Genomic DNA, 22,084 nt, shown 5'->3' on the forward strand with positions numbered 1-22,084 from the left:
CTATTCAAAATTTTAAAAAATACACAAAATGAAAATTGCTCTTTTAGGATATGGCAAAATGGGTAAAGTAATTGAAAGAATTGCTTTAGAAAGAGGCCATGAAATTGTTTTAAAAAAAGACGAATTTAACACATACGAAGGTCTTTCGACCGCTGATGTTGCTATTGACTTCAGTGTACCAACAGCCGCTGTAGACAACATATCAAACTGTTTTCACGCTAATGTTCCTGTAGTTTCTGGAACAACTGGATGGTTAGAGCATTATGACGAAATGATTGCCCTTTGCAATGAGAAAAAGGGAGGTTTTATATCGAGCTCAAATTTCAGTTTAGGCGTAAATATTTTCTTCGAATTAAATGAATATTTAGCTAAAATCATGGCGCAATTTGATTCTTATAAAGTTTCAATGGAAGAAATTCACCACATTCATAAGCTGGATGCTCCAAGCGGAACTGCAATTTCTCTAGCAAAAGGTGTTATTGAAAATAGTAATTACGCTGAGTGGACTTTAGACGAAGCAAAAAACAATCAAATTCACATCGAAGCTAAAAGAATTGGTGAAGTTCCTGGCACTCACACAGTAAGTTATGATGCAGCTATTGACAGCATTGAAATTAAACATACTGCTCACAATCGTGAAGGTTTTGCACTTGGAGCCGTTATTGCTGCTGAATGGTTAGCTGGAAAGTCAGGTATTTATACCATGAAAGACGTATTAAATCTAAAATAAACTGATTTAAGGCTTAAGATTTCGAATAAGAAAATCTTAAACTTCAAACTTTAAACAAAAATATTATGACGCTATATCTTTGGTTTGTATTTTTCCTTGCCGTTCAGGTAATTCATTTTATAGGAACATGGAAATTGTATCAGGCAGCAGGAAGAAAAAGCTGGGAAGCTGCAATTCCGGTTTACAACTCAATTGTTTTAATGAAAATAATCAGCCGTCCAACTTGGTGGACTTTACTGCTTTTTATTCCAATTATTAATCTAATTATGTTTCCTGTTGTTTGGGTTGAAACATTGAGAACTTTTGGAAAAAAATCAACTCTAGATACAATTCTGGGAATTTTTACTTTAGGATTTTATATCTACTATGTAAACTACACGCAGAAACTAGAATATAATGCAAGTCGCGATTTAACTCCAAAAACCAAAACTGCAGATACAGTAAGTTCATTACTTTTTGCCATAATCGTAGCAACATTGGTACACACTTATGTGGTACAGCCTTACACGATTCCAACATCATCTCTTGAAAAATCATTGTTGATTGGCGACTTTTTGTTTGTCAGCAAATTAAATTATGGACCGAGAGTTCCAATGACAACAGTTGCTTTGCCAATGGTACATGATTCGATACCAATGACAAAAAACAAGTCATACTTAAAATGGCCACAATTGCCCTATTTTAGATTGCCAGCATTTGAAAAAATAAAACGAACAGATATTGTTGTTTTCAACTGGCCTGCTGATACTGTACATTATTTTTATGAAAGAAAAGGACAGCCGGGCGTTATAAAACCAATCGATAAAAGATCAAATTACGTAAAAAGATGTGTTGGTATTCCTGGAGACAGTTTATCAATTAAAGATGGATATGTGTTTATTAATGGCAAGAAATTAATTCTTCCGGAGCGTGCAAAACCTCAATATTCCTACACAATAGTATTTGATGGAAAAACTCCTGTTGATTTACCTTCTTTAGTAAAAGAATTAGATATCACTGATGGTGGTTATTTTAAAAATGAAGAAAAGAGAGATACGTTAGTTTTAGGAGCTTTAACAGAAGCTGGAGCGGAAAGATTTAAAAATACTCCGGGTGTAACTGCAGTAATCAGAAAAATTGACACAGGAAATGATAACGCAATTTATCCACATATAAATAAAGGGAACCAGGATAATATGGGGCCAATTTATATTCCTGAAGCTGGAAAAACAGTAGCGTTAACAAATGAATCTTTGCCATATTACAAAGATATCATCACAAACTACGAAGGCAATACCTTACAGATTGATGGTGCTCATTTTATAATTAACGGAAAACAAACCAACAGCTATACCTTCAAACAAAATTATTATTGGATGATGGGAGACAACCGTCATAATTCTGAAGACAGCCGTTATTGGGGTTATGTTCCAGAAAACCATATTGTTGGAAAACCTGTGTTTATCTGGTTAAGCTGGGATACAAACGGAAAAGGAATAAACAAAATTCGTTGGAACAGAGTTTTCACAACTGTTGACGGCGAAGGACAGCCACAATCGTATTTCAAATATTTCTTAATTTTACTTGCTCTTTATTTCGTCGGAGATTTCTTCTGGAGAAAAAGAAAAGAAAATAAAGCATAAAAAACGTTAACTCGTTAAACTGATAAATCGTTTAATCGTTTCTCAAAAAGAACGATTAAACGATTTACCGATTAAAATAAAACCGCAATGAACTCTTTAATACTTCCTACCTATTTTCCATCAATCAGTCACTTTGCAGTAATGGCTCAATCTGAGACGGTTACTTTTGAAATGGAAGATAATTTTCAGAAGCAGACTAATCGAAATCGTACTTATATTTATAGTCCAAACGGGATTCAGTTATTAAATATTCCTGTAAAACATTCAAAATCGGCTCATCAAAAAACAAAAGATGTTTTGATCGAAAATGAATTTGACTGGCAAAAACAGCACTTCAAATCTTTAGAAGCTGCTTACAGAAGCTCTCCATTTTTTGAGTTTTTTGAAGATGATATCACGCCTATTTTCGAAAAAAAACACACTTTTTTAATGGATCTCAATCTAGAAGTTTTTGATACAGTAACAAAATGCCTCAGAATGAAACTGGAATTTGGAAAGACCACAGAATACTTCCGTGAAGTTGAAAATATTTCGGATTTCAGATATTTGGCAAACGGTAAAAAAGACGCTAATTCATTCGAAAAATATACTCAGGTTTTTGATGACAAACATGGATTCATCAATAATTTAAGCGTTTTGGACTTGCTTTTTAACGAAGGCAAATTTGCAATGGATTATTTAAAAACTCAAAAAACAATCTAAAACTGATCTATAGAAAGCCTGGTCATTATAGGGTAATGATCTGAATTCTCGAAATCAGAAAAACTTTCGAACTGTTTTACTTTCATTTTAGTGTCAGTAAAAATATAGTCGATTCGTGCAGGATAGTATTTAAATTTATAAGTTGCTCCAAAGCCTTGTCCGGCCTCTTCAAAAGCATCTTTAAGTTTTCCTTTGATATTTCGGTAAACATATGAAAACGGGCTGTTATTCATGTCTCCGCAAATAATAATTGGATACTTACACTTTTTGATATGCTCTTTAAAAATTTCAGCTTGTTCTTGCTGTTGCGTAAACCCTTTACTGATTCTAGCATAAATACGCTGTGATTTCTTCTGGTTTACATTATCAATATTATCTGAAATTTCACTTACATCTGGAGATATTTTGATAGACTGCAAGTGCATATTATAAACACGAATAATATCTTTTCCTCGTTTAATATCAGCATAAACCACATTATTGTCAGATTTAGGAAAAACAATATTTCCTTCATCAATAATTGGAAATTTTGAAAAAATTGCCTGACCTGTTTTTATCTGATTTCCATCAATAAAAATATAGCGGTGCGGATATACTTTTAAATCCAAATGAGCCGAATTTGAATATTCCTGAATGCATAAAATATCAGGATCTTTATCATCAATAAAAGCTTTAATATTCTCCGGAACATCATCACGGTCCAGCCATTTAAAAACATTAAACAAACGAACATTATAACTCATAATAGAAAAGTCTTTTTCGTCTTTACTATATTCCTTTGCCGAAAACTTGTAGAATTTACTAATGAATGTAATACCAGTCAACAAAACCAAACCAGATAAAATAAGGCGTTTTTTAAACTGAATTGCCCAGTAAACGAAGAACAATCCATTGGCGACAAAAAAAGCAGGCATAAACAGCGTAAGCACCGATAAAAGCGGAAAGCTCTTAGGTGCGAGAAATGGCAAAACATAGACGCTAAATGTAAGCACAGTTAGCACTATATTCAAAAAGAACATTATTTTATTAAACCACGAAAGGTTTTTCATATTATTTGCTAAAAGGATTATTTTCCAGCTCTAAATAGAAACTCTTTTTCTTCTTTTGTCAGACAGTCATATCCAGACTGGCTGATTTTATCCAAAATTTCATCAATTTGCTGTTGCGTTTTGTCTTTCGTAACAATTCTTGATGTCACTTTTTCCGTAGGTTTTTTGTAATTTTTATGAACTTTTGTGAATGGGGTCGTTGAGGATTTTCTAAAGAGATTAGCAAAAAAGTCTAACACTTTAGAAACAATGATACTTAAATCAGTACCATTTTGAAGCAGTTTTATAAATACAAATCCAAAAAATGCTCCAGCTAAATGCGAAATATGCCCGCCCATATTTTCAAGGCGCAGCTGCATTAAGTCTAAAAGTAAAATTACGCCAGTAATATGCCATAGTTTAACGTTGCCAAAAAACAACAATCTAACATTCATTAAAGGCTGATAGGTTGTTGCTGCTACTAAAATTGCCATAATTGCTGCAGAAGCACCAACTATTGAAGCAGAATTTCCTAAAATATAAAAACTTAAGGCGAATATAATTCCTGAAAATATAGCTCCTAAAATATACAGACCTAAATATTGTTTTTGAGAAAAGAAGGTCAGAAATAAATTACTTGCGAAATTCAAAACCAGCATATTAAACAACAAATGCATAAATCCGAAATGAAAAAAAGCATAAGTTAAAAACGTCCAAGGTTTAAACATAAAAACCTGAGGATCTGACGAAAGCGCAAGCCAATTAGGAAAATCAAACTGACCAATTGAAAACTTGTAGAAAACCAAAGAAATTAAAAAACAAGCAACATTCCAATAAATAACACGCATGGCGATGCCACCAAGTTTGTATTGCAGTTTTAAATCATCAAGAATATTCATAAAATCTTCGTTTCGTTTTTTAAAGTTAATAAATTAAAGTTAAACCTTAAAGTCAAAAGTCAAAAGTCATAAAGTTTTTAAAGCCTTGAACGTGCTCACTTTTATTTATTTCCATTTTTAACTTGATTTATTTCAAAAACAGTGCGAAATCAATATCGACAATAACTTTTAAACTTTCGACTTTTGACTTTCGACCATTGGTTACAAATTAATTCCAACGATTATTATTAAACTGATTTTTTTTCCAGTATAACATCATCAAGAAACCAGCCACTGCACCACCAAGATGCGCAAAATGCGCAATTCCAGTTCCTCCGCTTCCAAAAAGCGAACTTCCTTTTAAACCTAAAAATAAATCAACCAATAAAAGTCCTGGAACAAAATATTTAGCCTTAATTGGAATTGGAATAAACATCAGAGCCAATTCTGCGTTTGGAAACATAAATGCAAAAGCTGTCAACAAGCCATAAATAGCACCAGAAGCACCTAAAACTGCACTTCCATAAGCACTTGTAAAATTCTCAAATTGAGAAACCGTTAATATTTCTTTCCACTTAACTGCAATCTGGTTCTCACTCAAAAGCTGCAATACATACGTTTTTGAGTATCCATTCGCAATTAAAACGTTTAGGCTATCCTGAAAAGAATAATAGTTCACGGCAAAATTCAGCAGAGCTGCACCTAAACCACATGAAATGTAAAAGAATAAGAATTTTTTACCGCCCCAAAAATGCTCAAGCATTGATCCAAATGAATATAACGCAAACATATTGAATGCAATATGCAAGAGGTTCGCGTGCATAAACATATGCGTTATTACCTGCCAAATTCTAAAATCTGGATTTTCAGGAAAATACATAATCAAATAGTCATATGAAACTGGTACAAGCTGAGAACCAATAAAAAAGATAATATTAATTATAAGCAGCTGTTTTACAACTGGAGTGATATTCATCATAAGGCAAATTTTTTATCTATATCTTCAACACGCATGGTGATGAAGGTAGGTTTTTGAAAAGGTGAAATATTTGGATCTTTACAGGCAAATAAACCGCTTACTAAATTATCCTGTTCTTTTTCGGTTAAATAAGATCCTGTTTTAACCGCTAAACTTTTAGCCATCGACTTCGCAATAGTATCATTTTGACTGTAACTGCTCGCCGGAATCCCGTCCTGCAAATCACTTAACAGTTGGTCTATTACAATCGAAACTTCACTTTCGGTAATATTTACCGGAATTCCTGAAATTACAACATGATCTGTTTTAGCTTCTTCAAAAATAAACCCCGTAGTTTCCAACGAAGGCTTTAATTCTTCAATCAATTTCATTTCGACAGCGGAATAAAACAAATCTAATGGAAAAAGCAACTGCTGACTTGAAGCCTGATTAACGGTCATGTTCAATAAAAACTGCTCGTACAGAATACGCTGATGTGCGCGCTGTTGATCTACAATAATCATTCCTGATTTTATTGGCGAAACAATATATTTTTTATGAATCTGATACGTTTTCTGACTTGCTTGTTCCACTTCGTCATCATTAAATAATGACGATGTTACTTCTTCATTTTCAAAAGTAAAAGGCGAACTTTCAATTGTTTCTGGATTTTCTAAATCTAATCCAACATATAAACTTTCCCAACTTGCCGTTGGTTCTACTCTTTTTGAATAACCCGAATATGAAGATCCAGAATAAGAAGCACCCGAAGAAGACGAAGAACCAGAACTGTAACTAGATCCCGAATTTCCTTTTGTATAATGCTGATTTGTTTTATCATCTGTAAAAGGATTAAAAGTTCCATCAACTTGAATGGTTGGTGTTTCTGCTTCTAAATCCTTGTAATGATAGGGCGTATCTAAATTTGAATCACGATCAAAATCTAAAATTGGAGCCACATTAAACTGACCTAAGCTATGTTTGATTGATGCTCTCAAAATAGCATACAAAGCCTGTTCATCATCAAACTTAATTTCTGTTTTAGTGGGATGAATATTAATATCGATTGTATTTGGCGGCACTTGCAGATACAAGAAATAACTTGGCTGCGAACCATCTTTTAAAAGGCCGTCGTACGCAGCCATAACGGCATGATGCAAATAACCACTTTTTATAAAACGATCATTCACAAAAAAGAACTGTTCTCCCCTGCTTTTTTTAGCAAATTCAGGTTTGCATACAAATCCTTGAATATTAATAATCTCAGTATCTTCATTTACGGGAACTAATTTTTCATTAGTTTTTCCCGACATAATCCCAACAATTCTTTGACGATAGCCTGCAGACGGAAGATTATACAATTCGCTCCCGTTATGATAAAAACTAAAATGAATATTTGGATGCGCTAAAGCCACACGCTGAAATTCATCCATAACATGACGAAACTCAACCGTATCCGACTTTAAGAAGTTACGTCGCGCTGGAATATTAAAGAAAAGATTTTTAACCGCAAAGGATGTTCCTTTTGGCAAAACTGCTACTTCCTGCGAAACAAATTTACTTCCTTCAATTACAATATGCGTTCCAAGTTCGTCCTGATCTTGTTTGGTTTTCATTTCCATGTGCGCAATCGCAGCAATAGACGCCAACGCTTCTCCACGAAAACCTTTTGTCCCAAGAGAAAATAAATCTTCGGCCTGACGGATTTTTGAAGTAGCATGACGGGCGAAACACAAACGTGCATCAGTAACTGTCATTCCAACTCCGTTATCAATAACCTGAACTAACGATTTTCCTGCATCTTTAATAATCAATTTGATATCAGTTGCTTTTGCATCAACGGCATTTTCTAACAATTCTTTTACCACAGAAGCAGGTCTTTGAACCACTTCTCCAGCGGCAATCTGGTTAGCAACGTGATCGGGAAGCAATTGAATTATACTCGACATTAAGAAATTTGGGTTAAAGGTTTGTTTTTGATTTTATTTAAAAATCTTAGATTGATATTGTTAGTCCTCTTAGATTTTAAAAAACCAAGGTGTACAAATTTAATGAATTTTGGTTGTGATTTTGAATATCTGCAGTCATAAAAAAAACAAAAAACCTATACTATTTTACACAGTATAGGTTTTAGTATTTTTAAAACAATTGTGTTTTATTCGTTCTCGATTTTTCTAGGCTTATCTTCGATTTGAAGTGCACCTGATGACAATAATGGCTGGTTAAAAGGATGCGACATTGAAGCCTGCTGGCGAATATATGCCATTTTTATTGCGGCAATTGCTGCTTCAGTTCCTTTGTTTCCGTGCACACCACCGCTTCTGTCAATTGACTGCTGCATGTTATTATCTGTTAAAACACAGAAAATAACCGGAATATCTGTTTGAACATTCAAATCTTTAATTCCCTGCGTTACGCCTTCACATACAAAATCGAAATGCTTTGTTTCTCCTTGGATCACACATCCAATTACAATTACAGCATCGACATTTTGTGTCTGAAGCATTTTTTTTGCACCATAAATAAGCTCAAAGCTTCCAGGAACATTCCAACGGATAATTTGCTGTGCTGGAACATCACAATCAATTAACGCTTCAAAAGCACCATTATAAAGCCCTTCAGTTATAATGTCGTTCCACTCAGAAACAACAATCCCAAATCGAAAGTCTTTCGCATTTGGGATCGTGTTTTTATCGTATTCTGATAAATTTTTATTTTCAGTAGCCATCTTTTAATTTTAAATTTTAGTCCTGACCCCAAAACTTCGGGATGGGATAGATTTCAGATTGCTAAAATACGAATCTAAAATCTAAAATCTAAACTCTATAAATTAAATTATTGTGCTAATCCAATCAATACATCAACAGAAGCTGCTTCTGGAGTTGCATCGAAGTTATCTTTAATATCGTTTAAGTACTTTAAAGCATCTTCCTTTTGACCTAAAGCCAAAGCAGTTTTAGCCGCTTTTAATAAGAAACGAGGCGTAGTAAAATCATTTTTGTTTGATTCAGCCGCTTTTACATAATTGCTTAAAGCTTCTTTTTGGTTATTTTTCTGAGAATAAGCATCTCCTATTGCACCTTTTGCCAAAGCTCCTAAAATTGCATCTTCAGATTTAAATTCTCCAAGATATTTGATAGCCTCATCAAATTTACCTGTATTCAAATATGCCATACCAGCATAGTAGTTTGCCAAGTTACCAGCATCTGTTCCAGAATATTCATCAGCAATTTTAACGAATCCGAATTTACCTTCAGAACCATTTAAAGCTAATTTATATAATGAATCACTTGCAACACCGTCAACTGCCTTTTGGAAATTTTGCTGTGCAACAAACATTTCATTTGCAGCGTCGTCCTGTTTAGGAGTTTCAATAAATTTTTGGTAAGCCAAATAACCAATAGTAGCCACTGCAATACCTGCAACTAAACCAATAATGATTTTTTGATTTTTAGCCACCCAATCCTCAGTTTTTGAAGCAGTTTCATCTAACTTAGAAAAAACACCAGCTGTTGTGCTGTCTTTTTCGTCAATAATTACCTGTTGTTCCTCATTAACTTCTTTTACTTCCTTCTCTTTTGGTGTCTTATATCCTCTTTTATTGTAAGTTGCCATTTAATAATAATTTAGTGAACGGCAAAAATAAAATTTTTCTTGAAACTGAGGCAAAAAAAATCAATTTTATCACTATTTTAAAAAAAATAATTTTCTCCTAAGCTTGTCCTTTTGCGGAAGCGGTAAAATAAATCAACTAGAAACATAGCAAAAGTCCTTTATATCGATAAAATTAGATAATTTTACAAGCTCAATTTTACTGGTTTCAAAACAGTATTTTTTCTTTCTAGAGCCTCTTAAAATGCATTTAAACAAAATTTCTTTATTCAATTATAAAAATTTCTCTGAAGCCAGTTTTGATTTTGACATCAAAATCAACTGTTTTGTGGGAAAAAATGGAATTGGCAAAACCAATGTATTAGATGCAATTTATCATTTGGCTTATGGAAAAAGCTATTTCAATCCGCTTGCGGTTCAAAATATAAAACACGGAGAAGAGTTTTTTGTAATTGATGCCGAAATAGAAAAGAATGAGAGAACAGAGCAAATTGTCTGCAGTCTAAAAAAAGGACAAAAGAAAGTTCTAAAAAGAAACGGAAAAGCTTATGATAAATTTTCAGATCATATTGGATTTATTCCGCTTGTGATTATTTCGCCTGCCGACCGTGATTTAATTGTTGAAGGAAGCGAAACCCGCCGTAAATTTATGGACAGCGTTATTTCGCAATTAGACTCAACTTACCTGCATCAGTTAATTCAGTACCAAAAAGTAATTGTGCAGCGAAATGCACTTTTAAAATATTTTGCACTTAATCATACTTTCGACAACGACACCTTATCTATATATAATGAGCAGCTGAATGAATTTGGAAAATCGATTTTTGAAAAACGAAAAGATTTTCTCGAACAGTTTATACCTATATTTAATACACATCATCATGCGATAACTGGATCTGAGGAAAAAGTGCAATTGGTTTATGAAAGTCAGTTATTCGAAAAAGATTTATTATCACTTCTTCAGGAAAACATAAATAAAGACAGAGCACTCCACTACACAACTTCAGGAACTCACAAAGACGATTTGTCTTTTGAAATTGATTCGCATCCAATAAAGAAATTCGGATCACAAGGACAACAAAAATCATTTTTGATTGCTTTAAAATTGGCACAATTCGAATTTTTGAAGAAAAAAAGCGGTGTAAAACCTATTTTATTATTTGATGATATTTTTGACAAACTCGACGAAACCCGAGTAGCGAAAATCGTTGAAATGGTAAATACCGAAACTTTCGGACAGCTTTTTATTTCTGACACGCATCCTGAACGAACAGAAGCGATTGTAAAATCAACACATCAGAGTTATAAAATATTTAATTTGTAATTTTTTTGCCACGAATTACACGAATTTTCACGAATTAAAGCTTTGACAAAGTTCAAAACTTTGTCAAAGCTTAACACTTAAGCAATTCAAAAATTAGTGTAAATTCGTGAAATTCGTGGCGAACTAAATCAGTAAATTAGCCCAAACATTAACTGCAATAAAAAAACCCGATTATGCTGACCAAAGAATCATTGCAATTTTTAGACGATTTAAAGAAAAACAATAATAGAGACTGGTTTCAGGACAATAAAAAACGCTACGAAATCTTCAAAAAAGATTATCATCAATTGGTAAGCGACTTTCTGGATGCTATGAAACCGCTCGATCCCTCTTTAGAATTATTAGAAGTTAAAAACTGTACATTCAGAATCAATAGAGACATTCGTTTTTCTAAAGACAAATCGCCTTACAAAGCACATTTGGGCGTTTGGATGTCTACTGGAGCCAAAGGTGCTAACCGCGCAGGATATTATGTTCACATTGAAAAAGGCGCCAGTTTTATTGCCGGCGGATTTTATTCTCCCGAATCAGAAGACTTAAAGAAAGTTCGAAAAGAAATTGCATTTTTCTACGATGATTTAGAAGAAATTTTAAACAACAAAGATTTTAAAAAAGAATTTGAAAGTCTTGACATTAACGAAAACAATTCGCTAAAAAGTATGCCACGCGGTTACGAAAAAGATCATCCCGCAATTGAATTTTTAAAACTGAAAAGTTTCACAGCAACTCAAAAATATGATATTTCTGAAGTTACACAGAAAGATTTCGTTTCAAAAATGAGCAAAAAATTAATCGCTCTAAAACCTTTAAATGAATTCATAAATCGCGCTTTAGAAACCGAAGAATTTTAGAAAAAGATAAACTGCCACGAATTTCACGAATTAGCACGAATTAATTAGTGGAAATTTGTGAAATTCGTGGCGACAAAAAACTCATTTACTGAATGAAAAGAAAAATACTTTTTCTTGGAGAATCTTACCGGGCAGACGCTATAACTTGGATGAAAGGCCTGAAAGAATTTGGCGATTTTGAAATTATCACTTGGGAACTTCAAACTCCAAATAATTCAAAAATCAACCGATTCAAACGTATTTTAGAGTATTTCTTCGCTCCTATTTCTATTCGAAAAATAATCCAAAGAGAAAAACCGGACATGGTTATCGCCGAAAGAACCACAAGCTACGGATTTCTTGCTGCATTATCAGGATCTAAAAACATCGCAGTTGCACAGCAAGGCCGAACCGATTTATGGCCTGAAACTTCTGTTTTATATCCGTTTAAAAAGTTCATTCAGAAATATGCCTTCAAAAAAGCGCATTTAATTCACGCTTGGGGGCCTGTTATGACGATTTCAATGAAAGAAATTGGCGTAGATATGAGCAAAGTTCTGGTTCTTCCAAAAGGAATTGATTTATCGCTTTTTACACCTTCAATTAATAATTCAGCTAAAATTGAAGCAATTGTGACGCGTTCTTTACAGCCCGAATATCGACATGATTCAATTTTGAAAGCTTTCGGAATTCTAAATAAAAAAGGAATTGATTTCTCGCTGACGATTGTTGGAGACGGAACTCGATTGCAATTTTTAAAAGATTTAGCCAAAGAATTGCAAATCGAAAATAAAGTAATTTTCACCGGAAGAATTCCGAATACCAAACTTCCTAAATTATTACAGCAATCAAATATTTACATCAGCATGCCCATTACCGAAGGCGTTTCGGCCTCTTTATTTGAAGCGATGGCGTGCAACTGCTATCCAGTAGTTTCGGATATTGCCGGAAACCAAAGCTGGATCAAACATCGTGAAAACGGGCAATTAATTGAAATTGACAATATCAAAATGCTCGCTAAAGAATTGATTTGGTCTTTTGAAAATGCTGCATCAAGAAATAACGCCATAATTCGAAATAGAAAATTTGTTGAAGAAAATGCTAATTATGATATTAATATGAAGGTTATTGCGGAGAAATATCATGAGTTGCTAGACTAAAAGCAAAATAATAATTTGAAAATTAAATGACAAACATTGGAATAATAAGCATTATAATAATTGCAATAAACTTGGTCGTTTCCTATAAAGGCTTCAAAGACAGAATGTTTTTTGAAAAATATAAATTTCAAGTTGATCGAATCTTAATCAACAAAGAATATTACAGACTTTTAACTTCTGGATTTCTTCATGTAGATTGGATGCACCTTGTTTTTAATATGATTAGCTTGTATGCGTTTTCAGAGCTTTTAGAAATTCATGCTGGGATAATTAATTTTCTAATAATTTATTTCAGCAGCTTAATTGCCGGCGATTTATTTGCATTATTCCTTCACAAAAATCATGGCGATTATAATTCCGTAGGAGCATCTGGCGCAGTTTGCGGCGTCATTTTTGCTTCAATTGCATTATTTCCCGGACTAGGAATTGGCCTTTTCATTTTACCAATCTCTGTTCCTAGTTGGCTTTTCGGACTATTATACATCATTTATTCTATTTATGGCATCAAATCGAGACGGGATAATATTGGTCATGAAGCTCATTTAGGTGGCGCCGTAATTGGTATGCTGATTGCCATAGTTCTTTATCCTTCTTCATTAACTAAAAATTATGTTCCCATACTACTAGTATTAGTTCCCAGCATAACTTTTATATACATAATAATTAGAAAACCTTACATTTTACTTATTGACAACTACTTTTTTAAAACGCAAAAAAAATATTACTCAATTGAACATAAGTATAATGAACAAAAAATAAATCAACAAAAAGAAATTGATAAATTGCTTGATAAAATCAGCAAAAAAGGCATCACCAGCTTAAGCAAAAATGAAAAGCAAAAATTAGAAGAATATTCAAACAAAAGATAACGAACTATAAACGCATTTTTTTTTTACATAAAGCTTTTTCATCATCATTCTAAATATTTATTTTTTTGTTATTTGATAGAAAATCTATTCGAATAAATTATAATCCTTACTTTTGAACTCAGATTAAAAAGCCTTTTATATATGGAAATCCAATCCAATTTTTCTTTAAAAAACTACAATACTTTTGGCATTGAAGCCAAAGCAAAAGAATTTGTTGCTGTTCATTCTGTTTATGAATTAAAAACAATTTTAGAAGAAAATAAAAACAAGAAAAAATTCATTTTGGGTGGAGGAAGCAATATGCTTTTGACCCAAGACATAGATGCACTTGTTATTCATATTGATTTAAAAGGCAAAGAAATAATTAAGGAAGACGATGATTTTGTGTGGGTTGAAAGCCAAGCCGGAGAAACCTGGCACGATTTCGTTCTTTATACAATCGAAAACAATTTTGGCGGATTAGAAAACATGTCACTGATTCCAGGAAATGTCGGCACAACTCCAGTTCAAAATATTGGCGCTTACGGAACTGAAATAAAAGACACTTTTGTTTCTTGCGAGGCAATCAATATTGAATCTCAGGAAATGAAAACTTTCAGCAATGCCGAATGTAATTTTGGATACAGAGAAAGTATTTTTAAACACGAAGCTAAAGATCAATTTATTATTACTTCGGTTATTTATAAATTGACAAAACGCAATCATAAAATCAACACCTCTTACGGCGATATTTTGGCTGAATTGGCTAAAAACAATATTTCTGAACCAACATTAAAAGATGTCAGCAATGCTGTAATTGCTATCAGACAAAGCAAATTGCCAGATCCAAAAGAATTAGGAAACAGTGGCAGTTTCTTTAAAAATCCGATTTTATTGAAATCAGATTTCGAAAAAATTCATCAAAAGTTTCCAGAAATTAAATATTACGAAGTTTCAGAAACAGAGGTAAAAGTCCCTGCAGGCTGGTTGATCGAACAAGCAGGTTTTAAAGGAAAGCGTTTTGGCGATGCCGGAGTACATAAAAACCAAGCTTTGGTTTTAGTAAATTACGGAAACGCAACCGGGCAAGAAATTCTAGCGGTTTCGAAAGATGTTCAGAAAACTGTTTTTGAAAAATTCGGGATTCATATTGAAGCAGAAGTAAATGTAATCTAAAATATTCTGCCACAAATTACACGAATTTTCACTAATTTAAATTTGTGCTAATTCGTGTAATTTGTGGCAAAAAAACAATCAAGATGTACACTCCAGACTTATACAAAAACGAAAATCAGGAAGAAATCAGAACTTTTCTAAAAGAAAACAGTTTTGGAATTCTCATCAATCAAACTAACGGAAAATTATGCGCAACACATATTCCGATAGAACTTGAAATGAATTCTGACGGAAAAGAAATTCTGCAAGGACATATTTCAAAACTAAATCCACAAGCCGAAGGTTTTAAAGAAAACGATCAGGTTTTGGCTGTGTTTACAGGTCCGCACAGTTATATTTCTTCTTCTTGGTATGACCATGAAAATGTGCCAACATGGAATTATATAGCCGTACATGTTTATGGAAAAATCAAGATTGTAGATTATGAAACTTCGGTTGAGCAGCTAAAAAAACTTGTTGACAAGTACGAAGCAAGCTCAGAAAATCCTGTTAGTGTTGAAAATTTATCAGAAAAAACAATGCGTGAAGCGAGAGGAATCTTTGGTTTTGAGATTGAAATAGACGAAATTCAAGCAACTAAAAAACTATCTCAAAATCGTGATGATTTTAATTATAAAAACATAATTTCGGAATTAGAAAAAACCGAAAACCCTCAGGCTATTGCTGTTGCAAAAGAAATGTCAAAATGCCGAAAGTAAATTGGTTTTAGACATTGAAAATTAGGAATTCATAAGTACATTTGCACTCGCAAGATTCAGAAATTAAAAGATATTAAAATCAGATGCTTACAATTTTATTTTACTTTTTTATTGCTATTGTTGTTGTACAACTTTTTTATTACTTAGGTGTATTTGGAAAGTTTGCCTTTGCTAAACCACAAGAGATTACGCCAAAAAAACTTCCAGTTTCGGTAATTGTATGCGCTAAAAATGAAGAAGAAAATGTAAAGAAATTTATCCCGCTTTTAGCAGAACAAGATTATCCTGATTTTGAAATTGTTTTGATTGATGATGCTTCAAGCGATGAAACGTTAGAAGTTTTTGAAGAATTTGAACAACAATATCCCAACATTCGTTTAGTAAAAGTTCAAAATAACGAGGCTTTCTGGGGAAATAAAAAATACGCTTTAACTTTAGGAATCAAAGCTTCTAAAAAAGAATACCTATTATTTACAGATGCTGATTGTTATCCAACTTCTAAAAACTGGATTACTTCGATGACATCACAATTTACCATGAACAAAACTATTGTTTTGGGTTATGGTGGTTATGAAAAAATTGACCGTTCGCTGTTAAATAAAATAATCCGTTTTGAAACCATTTTAACTGCGGTTCAATATTTTTCGTGGGCAAAAATTGGAGTTCCGTATATGGGCGTTGGACGAAATTTAGCCTACAAAAAGGAAGAGTTTTTTAACGTAAACGGTTTCATTGACCATATTCAGGTGCGTTCTGGTGATGATGACTTATTTGTAAATCAAGCCGCAAACAAATCAAATACAACAATTTCATATAATCCGGAAAGTTTTACTTATTCAAAACCAAAGGAATCATATAAAGAATGGTTCACTCAAAAAAGAAGACATGTTTCTACCGCAGAACATTATAAGTTTTTTGACAAAATGCAGTTAGGTATTTTTTATACTTCACAACTGTTCTTCTTTATATTGGTTATTCTTTTATTAGCTTTCCAATTTCAATGGATTGCTGTACTTGCAATTGTAGCAACGCGATATACTGTTGCGTGGACTGTAATGGGATTTTCGGCTGGAAAATTAAAAGAAAAAGACCTCAAAATTTGGTTTCCAGTTGTAGAGATAGTGCTTATATTAACACAAATTAATATCTTTATAACTAATATCTTTTCAAAACCGGTACATTGGAAATAAATTCTAAAATAGAAAAAGCAAAAAAAGGCGATCAGATCGCCTTTACTTTTTTATTAGATTTTTACTGGAACGAAGTGTACGGATTTATGCTAAAACGTACTGAAAATGAAACAATTGCCGAAGATATTACCATTGAAACTTTCTCAAAAGCTTTCGACAAAATTGCCACTTACAACTCCGAATTTAAATTCAATACTTGGTTAATCAGTATTGCAAAAAATGTCTATATTGATTTGCTTCGAAAAAAGAAAACCAATCTTTTTATCGAAATCACAGACAGCGAAGACCAGCAGGCATATAATATCGCCGACCCTACTCCCTCTGCCGAAGATGCCTTAATTAAAGAGCAAAATTTATCTCGTTTGCTTTTGTGCATCAAAGAACTGAAACCCCATTATCAGGAAGTTATTCACTTGCGTTATTTTCAGGAAATGACATATCAGGAAATTGCTCTCAAGATTGGCGAGCCTTTAAGCAATGTAAAAGTAAAATTATTACGCGCTAAAAAATTATTGGCAGAAATTATAGAACGTAACAGATAATTCATTATCTTTAGGTAAAGAATAAAATATAATCATATTTTTTCTTAAAAAACTTAATTTCTAACATAATAAAATAACAACTTACACGTTGTTTGCTAAAACCCAATCCTAATCGCGTATGATTTAAAGTTACTTAACCTTAAAATCCAAAAATCATGTCTAAATCAAGCATCTATGAAAGCAAGTGGATCAATCTTGTTTTCGAAAACAAAAACAAAGAATACGGAGCGTATCAATTGCGCCAAGAAAATTCTAGAACAACAATCAATGCGTTATTTATTGCATTGTTGTTAATCGCCGCCTTAGGAAGTGTATCGATGCTGATTAATAAGTTTAAGGCACATGAAACCGCCGGACCTATCACTACTCTTCCAGATCCAATAGTTATTGTAAATGTAGATCCATTGGTAAAACCAGAAACAAAGGAAACTGTTGCTCCACCGGCACAAAAACCAGCGTCTACTGAACCAATTACTTCTGCACAGTTAACAAATCCTGTTGTATCTCGTACAGAAGAAGCTGTTGAGCAAATTGCAACTAATGTTGAAAACACTCCTGTTGTAGACAATGCTACACCTGGTGATGGAACAATATCAAATGTAATACCAGGAAGTGGCGGAGAAGGAACTATTGCTGATTCAGCTCCAATAGACAACAGTCCTGTAATTGCAGCAGCATTAGACAAAATGCCTAGTTTTCCTGGAGGAATGGACAAGTTTTACAGCTATATTGGGAACAACTTTAGAAAACCAGAATTAGATGCTGAAAAAACGCTTAAAGTATATGTTTCTTTTGTAATTGAAAGAGATGGTTCAATAACAGATATTGAAGTACAAAAAGATCCAGGTTACGGAATGGCTAAAGAAGCGATTAGAGTATTAAAATCATTAAAAACAAAATGGACTCCAGGTATCTTAAACGGAAAACCTGTTAGAACAGCATATAACCTTCCTATAACAATTAAAACGGAAGCCGAATAAAATAATAATCGAAAAACTGAAAAAGCAGAACTTAGGTTCTGCTTTTTTTATGCTCACGAATTTATATCTCACGAATTCCATTTCTTATCTAATGAAAAACGAGCTTCTTTTTTAATTTTACTTACTTTTGCTGTTCCTTAAAAACCAAAAACAATTTTATTAAAATTAAAAACTAAAAAATGGGAATATTTTCTGCACTAATGGGCAACGCAGGCACTGTCAGCCAAGATGATCTATTAAAAAAATATGGTCAGCTCTTAACTGATAATGAAGAAATTGAAATGGGTTTCAAATTAATTCGCGATACTTTTATTTTCACAAATAAAAGATTAATCCTAGTTGACGTACAAGGAATTACAGGAAGCAAAACAGAATACAAATCAATTGCTTATAAAAGCATTACTCGTTTCAGCGTAGAAACTGCGGGTACTTTTGATTTGGATGCCGAATTGAAAATTTGGGTTTCAAGCGAATTAAATCCAAGTATTGTGAAGCAATTCAATAAATCAGTAAATGTGTATGATGTTCAAAAAGTTTTGGCACATCACGTTTTAGGATAATTAGAATAAAAAAAACGGCAAATTAAAATTTGCCGTTTTTTGTTTTATTTCTTTTTAGCTGTGGTCGTTGTTTTCTTGGTTGTCGTTGCTTTTTTTGTGGTAGTAGCTTTAACAACTGGAGCAGTATTTACGATTTTCTGCTGTACATATGGCTTATACAAACCATCTTTTTCAGCTCTCTTTTTTGCATCATCAGCTCTTTTAGCAGAATCAGGATGCGAACTCATCATTTTGTCAAGAAATGAAGCTTCAGATCCTTCACTCATTTTAGCCAAAATTCTAAAAGCAGATTCTTCAGCATTAACATCGTAGCCATTTTTCTTTAAAAAGTTATACGAAAACAAATCGGCTTCAGCTTCTTGCTTACGACTGTGCTTGCTATCAATCATTGCGCTTCCAATTTTCCCTAACTGACTATCAGTAACAGTACTAATTTTTACAGATTGTGAAGACGCCCCATCGATTAAAGCTTCTTTTTGATAAGCGGCGCGCATGGCATCTCTTGTATCATTATTGGCAACGTGACCAATTTCGTGACCAATAACTGCCAGCAATTCATTATCATCCATGATATCCATTAAGCCAGAATATACGCGAACACTTCCATCAGCTGTTGCAAACGCATTTACTTCTTTCAATTTATAAACTTTATAATTCAGCGTATATCCTTCACCTGAAGTATATTTTCCAAAAACTCTGTTTAATCTTAGAGTATAACCGTCATTTGGTCCAGCAACTTCATTAGTAGAATCTAATTTACGAACAGCTTCTTTAGATAAAGCTGCCGCATCTGCATTGGTCAAGGTAAAACTAGTAACACCTTTTTGAAGTGCTCCCATTGCCTTATCACCTAAATTAATTTGCGCATTCATTTTAGCAACTCCCAATGTGGCAAATAAAATTCCTAAAACTATTAATTTCTTTTTCATGTTTTTATTTATTACAATTTAACAACAAATGTACTACATTAAATTTCTAATTTTATTTTGAAAAACGCGATTTTATAACAAATAAAGATATAAATTTTAAAGGATTAAAAGCCAATTAGATATCACAATTATAGGAGTTATGGGCACAGAGAAACAAAAACAGGAATATTTTGACAAATGCAATTCAGAAAAACCGCATTTTTAACATTAAAAGCAAATTATACTCAAAAGCGACTTCTCATTTCACAAATATCAATGCATCAAATTAAACCGTAAACAAATCTCAAAATAAACTACATTCCTTATCTTTGTGTTTTGAATTTTGATATATGGAAACAGTCATTGAAAATATACCAACAGGAAAACCAAAATGGTTAAAGGTTAAACTTCCTATTGGACAAAAATATACTGAACTTCGTGGTTTAGTTGATAAATACAGCTTAAACACGATTTGCACTTCTGGAAGTTGCCCAAATATGGGTGAATGCTGGGGTGAAGGAACAGCTACTTTTATGATTTTGGGAAATGTTTGTACGCGTTCGTGTGGTTTTTGCGGTGTAAAAACCGGAAGACCTGAAACAGTAGACTGGGATGAACCTGAAAAAGTGGCGCGTTCTATTAAAATCATGAATATTAAACACGCTGTTATTACAAGTGTTGACAGAGATGATTTAAAAGATGGCGGTTCTATCATCTGGATAGAAACAGTAAAAGCAATCCGCCGAATGAACCCAAATACTACCTTAGAAACTTTAATCCCGGATTTTCAGGGAATCGAAAGGAATATCGACAGAATTGTTGAAGCAAATCCTGAAGTAGTTTCGCATAACGTGGAAACGGTTCGACGTCTAACACGCGAAGTACGTATTCAGGCAAAATATGACCGCAGTCTTGAAGTTTTGCGCTACTTAAAAGAAAAAGGAATCAACAGAACCAAATCTGGTATTATGCTAGGTCTTGGCGAAACTGAAGAAGAAGTTTTTCAAACGATGACAGACTTACGCAATGCAAATGTTGATGTTGTAACTATTGGCCAATACTTACAGCCAAGCAAAAAACATTTGCCTGTAAAGGAATTCATTACTCCAGAACAATTTGAGAAATACGAAAAATTTGGACTTGAATTAGGTTTTCGTCATGTCGAAAGCGGACCTTTGGTTCGTTCTTCATACAAAGCACAAAAACATATTTTATAATAAAGGTTAATCGTTTAATTGGTTAATCGTTTAATCGTAGATGCGCTTAACGGTTTAAAACAATTAAACGATTTCAACGATTAAACGAATAAACCAGATAATTGAAAACAAGAATTGCTATAAATGGTTTTGGAAGAATTGGAAGAAATTTATTTCGCCTGCTTTTAAACCATCCCGAAATTGAAGTTGTTGCTATCAACGATATTGCTGACAACAAAACAATGGCACATTTAATAAAATACGACAGCATTCATGGTGTTTTGCCTTATGCCGTGAGTCATAATGAAGAATCAATTATTGTTGATAATAGGCCGTTTTTATTTTTTCATGAAAAAAGCATTTCTAATTTAGACTGGAAAAGCCATAATATTGATTTTGTAGTTGAATCAACTGGAAAATATAAAACGCACGAAGAATTAAATGCGCATCTGGACGCTGGCGCTAAAAAAGTAATTCTTTCAGCTCCATCAGAAGTTGACACCATCAAAACAGTAGTTTTAGGTGTTAATGAAAATATTTTAGACGGAAACGAAACAATAGTTTCAAACGCAAGCTGTACAACAAACAATGCGGCGCCAATGATTAAAATCATTGATGAATTGTGCGGTATCGAACAAGCTTACATTACAACAATACATTCATACACTACTGACCAAAGCCTTCATGATCAACCACATAAGGATTTACGCAGGGCGAGAGGCGCAAGTCAGTCAATTGTTCCAACAACTACAGGTGCAGCTAAGGCATTAACAAAAATTTTTCCTAAATTGCATCAAAAAATCGGAGGATGCGGTATTCGTGTCCCAGTTCCCGATGGTTCATTAACAGACATTACGTTCAATGTAAAACGTGCTGTTACTATTGAAGAAATTAATAAAGCATTTGAATTAGCCTCAAAAACAAATTTAAAAGGAATACTAGATTACACAGAAGATCCTATCGTTTCTGTTGATATAATTGGCAATACGCATTCGTGCTTATTTGACGCGCAACTTACTTCGGTCATTGATAAAATGGTAAAAGTAGTGGGCTGGTACGATAATGAAATTGGTTATTCATCAAGATTAATAGATTTGATTTTACTGATAAGAAAAACATAGAATTCATTGTAAAAGCATTGC

Annotated in this window: 22 protein-coding genes; 15 read left to right on the forward strand and 7 right to left on the reverse strand. The window is 33.2% G+C overall.

Features of this window, described 5'->3' with window-relative positions; translation table 11 throughout:
• The first annotated feature begins 28 nt into the window (after window positions 1-28).
• The 3 genes from dapB to EV145_RS11530 all read left to right on the forward strand — a co-directional run bounded on the left by dapB (window position 29) and on the right by EV145_RS11530 (window position 3,054).
• Window positions 29-730, forward strand: a complete 702-nt coding sequence (gene dapB, locus EV145_RS11520) for a 4-hydroxy-tetrahydrodipicolinate reductase (protein WP_133525369.1) — start codon at window positions 29-31, stop codon at window positions 728-730.
• A gap of 65 nt (window positions 731-795) precedes the next feature.
• Window positions 796-2,352 (forward strand): signal peptidase I, encoded by a 1,557-nt coding sequence (gene lepB, locus EV145_RS11525; RefSeq protein WP_133525370.1) that lies wholly within the window; start codon window positions 796-798, stop codon window positions 2,350-2,352.
• 87 nt (window positions 2,353-2,439) lie between these two features.
• On the forward strand, window positions 2,440-3,054 hold the full coding sequence (locus EV145_RS11530) for a WbqC family protein (RefSeq protein ID WP_133525371.1): 615 nt from the start codon (window positions 2,440-2,442) through the stop codon (window positions 3,052-3,054).
• On the opposite strand, the gene EV145_RS11535 is transcribed toward EV145_RS11530, so the two are convergent.
• From EV145_RS11535 to EV145_RS11560, 6 genes are all read right to left on the reverse strand, one after another.
• A complete protein-coding gene (locus EV145_RS11535; protein ID WP_133525610.1) occupies window positions 3,051-4,073 on the reverse strand; it encodes an endonuclease/exonuclease/phosphatase family protein in 1,023 nt (340 codons plus the stop codon). The genes EV145_RS11530 and EV145_RS11535 overlap by 4 nt on opposite strands.
• Before the next feature lie 47 nt (window positions 4,074-4,120).
• Window positions 4,121-4,981 carry a rhomboid family intramembrane serine protease gene (locus tag EV145_RS11540; protein WP_133525372.1) on the reverse strand — a complete coding sequence of 287 codons (861 nt, stop codon included), beginning with the start codon at window positions 4,979-4,981 and terminating at the stop codon, window positions 4,121-4,123.
• A gap of 208 nt (window positions 4,982-5,189) precedes the next feature.
• Window positions 5,190-5,939: a rhomboid family intramembrane serine protease gene (locus tag EV145_RS11545; RefSeq protein ID WP_133525373.1), complete on the reverse strand. Its 750-nt coding sequence runs from the start codon at window positions 5,937-5,939 to the stop codon at window positions 5,190-5,192.
• A complete protein-coding gene (gene mutL / locus EV145_RS11550) occupies window positions 5,936-7,867 on the reverse strand; it encodes a DNA mismatch repair endonuclease MutL (protein ID WP_133525374.1) in 1,932 nt (643 codons plus the stop codon). Before mutL ends, EV145_RS11545 begins: the two co-directional genes overlap by 4 nt.
• A gap of 206 nt (window positions 7,868-8,073) precedes the next feature.
• Window positions 8,074-8,646 (reverse strand): 6,7-dimethyl-8-ribityllumazine synthase, encoded by a 573-nt coding sequence (gene ribH / locus EV145_RS11555; RefSeq protein ID WP_133525375.1) that lies wholly within the window; start codon window positions 8,644-8,646, stop codon window positions 8,074-8,076.
• A 107-nt stretch (window positions 8,647-8,753) separates the two neighbouring features.
• Window positions 8,754-9,533 (reverse strand): tetratricopeptide repeat protein, encoded by a 780-nt coding sequence (locus tag EV145_RS11560; RefSeq protein WP_133525376.1) that lies wholly within the window; start codon window positions 9,531-9,533, stop codon window positions 8,754-8,756.
• A gap of 241 nt (window positions 9,534-9,774) precedes the next feature.
• On the opposite strand from EV145_RS11560, the gene recF reads away from it, so the two are divergent.
• The 10 genes from recF to EV145_RS11610 all read left to right on the forward strand — a co-directional run bounded on the left by recF (window position 9,775) and on the right by EV145_RS11610 (window position 18,838).
• Complete coding sequence (gene recF / locus EV145_RS11565; protein WP_133525377.1) at window positions 9,775-10,854, forward strand: DNA replication/repair protein RecF; 1,080 nt, start codon at window positions 9,775-9,777, stop codon at window positions 10,852-10,854.
• A 173-nt stretch (window positions 10,855-11,027) separates the two neighbouring features.
• On the forward strand, window positions 11,028-11,705 hold the full coding sequence (locus EV145_RS11570; protein ID WP_133525378.1) for a DUF2461 domain-containing protein: 678 nt from the start codon (window positions 11,028-11,030) through the stop codon (window positions 11,703-11,705).
• 92 nt (window positions 11,706-11,797) lie between these two features.
• Entirely contained in the window at window positions 11,798-12,844 is a 1,047-nt protein-coding gene (locus EV145_RS11575) for a glycosyltransferase (protein WP_133525379.1), read from the forward strand.
• 26 nt (window positions 12,845-12,870) lie between these two features.
• Entirely contained in the window at window positions 12,871-13,713 is an 843-nt protein-coding gene (locus EV145_RS11580) for a rhomboid family protein (RefSeq protein ID WP_133525380.1), read from the forward strand.
• A 141-nt stretch (window positions 13,714-13,854) separates the two neighbouring features.
• Window positions 13,855-14,868: a UDP-N-acetylmuramate dehydrogenase gene (gene murB / locus EV145_RS11585; RefSeq protein WP_133525381.1), complete on the forward strand. Its 1,014-nt coding sequence runs from the start codon at window positions 13,855-13,857 to the stop codon at window positions 14,866-14,868.
• A gap of 83 nt (window positions 14,869-14,951) precedes the next feature.
• Window positions 14,952-15,566 (forward strand): FMN-binding negative transcriptional regulator, encoded by a 615-nt coding sequence (locus EV145_RS11590; RefSeq protein ID WP_133525382.1) that lies wholly within the window; start codon window positions 14,952-14,954, stop codon window positions 15,564-15,566.
• Between the two features lie 83 nt (window positions 15,567-15,649).
• On the forward strand, window positions 15,650-16,756 hold the full coding sequence (locus tag EV145_RS11595; RefSeq protein ID WP_133525383.1) for a glycosyltransferase: 1,107 nt from the start codon (window positions 15,650-15,652) through the stop codon (window positions 16,754-16,756).
• A complete protein-coding gene (locus EV145_RS11600; RefSeq protein WP_133525384.1) occupies window positions 16,747-17,298 on the forward strand; it encodes an RNA polymerase sigma factor in 552 nt (183 codons plus the stop codon). The genes EV145_RS11595 and EV145_RS11600 overlap by 10 nt, the downstream gene beginning before the upstream one ends.
• A gap of 155 nt (window positions 17,299-17,453) precedes the next feature.
• Window positions 17,454-18,278: an energy transducer TonB gene (locus EV145_RS11605; protein WP_133525385.1), complete on the forward strand. Its 825-nt coding sequence runs from the start codon at window positions 17,454-17,456 to the stop codon at window positions 18,276-18,278.
• 179 nt (window positions 18,279-18,457) lie between these two features.
• A complete protein-coding gene (locus EV145_RS11610) occupies window positions 18,458-18,838 on the forward strand; it encodes a PH domain-containing protein (RefSeq protein WP_026727729.1) in 381 nt (126 codons plus the stop codon).
• 44 nt (window positions 18,839-18,882) lie between these two features.
• Here the strand turns inward: EV145_RS11610 and EV145_RS11615 are convergent, their stop codons facing one another.
• Complete coding sequence (locus EV145_RS11615) at window positions 18,883-19,767, reverse strand: M48 family metalloprotease (RefSeq protein ID WP_133525386.1); 885 nt, start codon at window positions 19,765-19,767, stop codon at window positions 18,883-18,885.
• 329 nt (window positions 19,768-20,096) lie between these two features.
• On the opposite strand from EV145_RS11615, the gene lipA reads away from it, so the two are divergent.
• Together lipA and gap are read left to right on the forward strand one after the other, a co-directional pair.
• Complete coding sequence (gene lipA, locus EV145_RS11620; RefSeq protein WP_133525387.1) at window positions 20,097-20,963, forward strand: lipoyl synthase; 867 nt, start codon at window positions 20,097-20,099, stop codon at window positions 20,961-20,963.
• Window positions 20,964-21,064: 101 nt separating this feature from the next.
• Window positions 21,065-22,063: a type I glyceraldehyde-3-phosphate dehydrogenase gene (gene gap / locus EV145_RS11625; RefSeq protein ID WP_133525388.1), complete on the forward strand. Its 999-nt coding sequence runs from the start codon at window positions 21,065-21,067 to the stop codon at window positions 22,061-22,063.
• Window positions 22,064-22,084: the final 21 nt, after the last annotated feature.

The organism is Flavobacterium sp. 245, assembly GCF_004362055.1.
Taxonomy (GTDB): domain Bacteria; phylum Bacteroidota; class Bacteroidia; order Flavobacteriales; family Flavobacteriaceae; genus Flavobacterium.

Bases quoted from the DNA above. Each gene is read 5' to 3' on its own strand.
- recF (WP_133525377.1), top strand. From the start codon at position 9,775: ATGCATTTAAACAAAATTTCTTTATTCAATTATAAAAATTTCTCTGAA.
- EV145_RS11540 (WP_133525372.1), bottom strand. From the start codon at position 4,981: ATGAATATTCTTGATGATTTAAAACTGCAATACAAACTTGGTGGCATC.
- EV145_RS11545 (WP_133525373.1), bottom strand. From the start codon at position 5,939: ATGATGAATATCACTCCAGTTGTAAAACAGCTGCTTATAATTAATATT.
- EV145_RS11615 (WP_133525386.1), bottom strand. From the start codon at position 19,767: ATGAAAAAGAAATTAATAGTTTTAGGAATTTTATTTGCCACATTGGGA.
- EV145_RS11560 (WP_133525376.1), bottom strand. From the start codon at position 9,533: ATGGCAACTTACAATAAAAGAGGATATAAGACACCAAAAGAGAAGGAA.
- EV145_RS11605 (WP_133525385.1), top strand. From the start codon at position 17,454: ATGTCTAAATCAAGCATCTATGAAAGCAAGTGGATCAATCTTGTTTTC.
- lepB (WP_133525370.1), top strand. From the start codon at position 796: ATGACGCTATATCTTTGGTTTGTATTTTTCCTTGCCGTTCAGGTAATT.
- EV145_RS11570 (WP_133525378.1), top strand. From the start codon at position 11,028: ATGCTGACCAAAGAATCATTGCAATTTTTAGACGATTTAAAGAAAAAC.
- lipA (WP_133525387.1), top strand. From the start codon at position 20,097: ATGGAAACAGTCATTGAAAATATACCAACAGGAAAACCAAAATGGTTA.
- EV145_RS11580 (WP_133525380.1), top strand. From the start codon at position 12,871: ATGACAAACATTGGAATAATAAGCATTATAATAATTGCAATAAACTTG.
- mutL (WP_133525374.1), bottom strand. From the start codon at position 7,867: ATGTCGAGTATAATTCAATTGCTTCCCGATCACGTTGCTAACCAGATT.
- murB (WP_133525381.1), top strand. From the start codon at position 13,855: ATGGAAATCCAATCCAATTTTTCTTTAAAAAACTACAATACTTTTGGC.
- dapB (WP_133525369.1), top strand. From the start codon at position 29: ATGAAAATTGCTCTTTTAGGATATGGCAAAATGGGTAAAGTAATTGAA.
- EV145_RS11610 (WP_026727729.1), top strand. From the start codon at position 18,458: ATGGGAATATTTTCTGCACTAATGGGCAACGCAGGCACTGTCAGCCAA.
- EV145_RS11530 (WP_133525371.1), top strand. From the start codon at position 2,440: ATGAACTCTTTAATACTTCCTACCTATTTTCCATCAATCAGTCACTTT.
- EV145_RS11590 (WP_133525382.1), top strand. From the start codon at position 14,952: ATGTACACTCCAGACTTATACAAAAACGAAAATCAGGAAGAAATCAGA.
- EV145_RS11595 (WP_133525383.1), top strand. From the start codon at position 15,650: ATGCTTACAATTTTATTTTACTTTTTTATTGCTATTGTTGTTGTACAA.
- EV145_RS11535 (WP_133525610.1), bottom strand. From the start codon at position 4,073: ATGTTCTTTTTGAATATAGTGCTAACTGTGCTTACATTTAGCGTCTAT.
- ribH (WP_133525375.1), bottom strand. From the start codon at position 8,646: ATGGCTACTGAAAATAAAAATTTATCAGAATACGATAAAAACACGATC.
- EV145_RS11575 (WP_133525379.1), top strand. From the start codon at position 11,798: ATGAAAAGAAAAATACTTTTTCTTGGAGAATCTTACCGGGCAGACGCT.